We start from the raw sequence: 1,461 nt of genomic DNA, 5'->3' as shown, positions 1-1,461 counted from the left end.
ATATTGAGTCGGATAACTTTTCCGGCGCCTTTCAATTAGCTCAAATACTGGCGTCGGCCATGAAAGAGAAAGGCTGGCAAATGGTGAGTGGTGTGGTCGCATCCGCAAAAACGCAAGAATGGCATTGAACGAACGGAAGGTTTATTGAGGCGGCCAAGCAACAGGCATGCGCATTGCGGCGATCAAACAGCAAAAAGATTTCAGCTACCAAGAGACCTTTATTTTCACCCAAACGATGTTGCGTGAGCATCGCAAAATACGCGCCATTTGGTTGCAGGGCTCGGATCGCTTACCAAGCGGCACTCGATGCGATTGAATTCATTAGGTCAAAGAGACAAAGTGTTGTTGATCTGTTTTGACGCTGAGCAGATCATCGATATGATCCGTTCTCAGCAGCTCGTTGGCTCAGGCATGCAACAACCTTTTTGATGGGGAGAGAGCAATGAACTCTCTGCATCAGTTTCTTTTAGGTCATACGGTGGCAAAAGAGCAACAACTGGAAGTACTGGCCGTGTCATCGCAAAACCTAGACAGCCTGCTCAGCACCATTCAGCGTAATGTACTTGGGCACGAAGGAGGGGCGCAATGACAGTGAGGTGGCCGCTTTTTCATCATCGGCGTTCATTWAACGCTCTTTCTTAGTATCAGTATGATCATCACCTGACATCCATCGTCTTCATTGGCTATGGTGTTTACAACTATTCCTTGCGCAGCGAGCACGTAGAAAGCGAGATACGTGGCCAAGCGGAAGAGAGTGCGTGAGGCTAAGTACGACGATTCAGGGTATGTGGACACCTACCAGATCACGAATACGACAAACTGCTCTATACCGAAATCAACACAGAGAATCACGATGCATTGCTGGCTTATCTTGGTCGATAACTTTCAAATGGCAGAGCTGACAGGGCAAAAAAGTTATCTCACTGGCTACGTGAAAAGGTCCTCTTCTCATCTGAGTGAATTTCAAAGCGAAGACTTACAACAACAAACCTTATTGAATCAGGCACTCTACCAAAAGAGTTCAGAGATCCACGATGAAGAAGGCAATCAGATCGGACGTGTGGATGTGTATGTGAGTGGGGAGCTATTGGTGCTGGAAAAGCGCTATTTGCTACTGAACATTACCGCCACCGTGTTGGTGCTCTTGTTGGTCCAAGCGTTTTTGGCCATTGTTTCTTATCCGTCTGGATTTTGATTCATCCACTAAATCGGATTGCCCATTCGCCTTGAGCATCGAGATCAGGATGGCTTACCTATCAATATGTTGGCGCCTTCCCCTTACACAGAATTGAACATTTTAACCAAAACGGTCAATGACATGTTGAAGGTGATTTCACTGACACGAAACAAGTTGAAAGAAGAGCATGAGCGTCTGGAGAACGTGATTCGAGGCACTGACGCGGGCACTTGGTATTGGAACATCAAACCGGTGCRGCGAAGGTTAACCCACGTTGGGCCGAA

The 1,461-nt window shown here is 47.2% G+C and carries 5 protein-coding genes; all 5 read left to right on the top strand.

What is annotated here, in order from left to right; translation table 11 throughout:
• Positions 1 to 166 precede the first annotated feature (166 nt).
• The gene (locus tag CIK04_RS33930) at positions 167 to 316 is read left to right on the top strand and encodes a hypothetical protein (RefSeq protein WP_325205827.1); all 150 of its coding nucleotides are present in this window, start codon (positions 167 to 169) and stop codon (positions 314 to 316) included.
• Positions 307 to 429, top strand: coding sequence for a hypothetical protein (locus CIK04_RS33925; protein WP_325205826.1), 123 nt, complete (start codon positions 307 to 309; stop codon positions 427 to 429). The genes CIK04_RS33930 and CIK04_RS33925 overlap by 10 nt, the downstream gene beginning before the upstream one ends.
• Positions 430 to 442: 13 nt before the next feature.
• Positions 443 to 589 carry a hypothetical protein gene (locus tag CIK04_RS33920; protein ID WP_325205825.1) on the top strand — a complete coding sequence of 49 codons (147 nt, stop codon included), beginning with the start codon at positions 443 to 445 and terminating at the stop codon, positions 587 to 589.
• 264 nt (positions 590 to 853) lie between these two features.
• On the top strand, positions 854 to 1,195 hold the full coding sequence (locus CIK04_RS33915) for a hypothetical protein (protein WP_325205824.1): 342 nt from the start codon (positions 854 to 856) through the stop codon (positions 1,193 to 1,195).
• An 18-nt stretch (positions 1,196 to 1,213) separates the two neighbouring features.
• Positions 1,214 to 1,461, top strand: a 248-nt coding sequence (locus CIK04_RS33910) for a hypothetical protein (RefSeq protein WP_325205823.1), incomplete at its 3' end; no start/stop codon positions are given.

This window comes from Vibrio sp. 03_296 (genome assembly GCF_002265885.1).
Note: the sequence above shows the minus strand (reverse complement) of the source record. Positions and strands in the feature narration are given on the sequence as shown.

Bases quoted from the DNA above. Each gene is read 5' to 3' on its own strand.
- CIK04_RS33930 (WP_325205827.1), top strand. From the start codon at position 167: ATGCGCATTGCGGCGATCAAACAGCAAAAAGATTTCAGCTACCAAGAG.
- CIK04_RS33925 (WP_325205826.1), top strand. From the start codon at position 307: ATGCGATTGAATTCATTAGGTCAAAGAGACAAAGTGTTGTTGATCTGT.
- CIK04_RS33920 (WP_325205825.1), top strand. From the start codon at position 443: ATGAACTCTCTGCATCAGTTTCTTTTAGGTCATACGGTGGCAAAAGAG.
- CIK04_RS33915 (WP_325205824.1), top strand. From the start codon at position 854: ATGCATTGCTGGCTTATCTTGGTCGATAACTTTCAAATGGCAGAGCTG.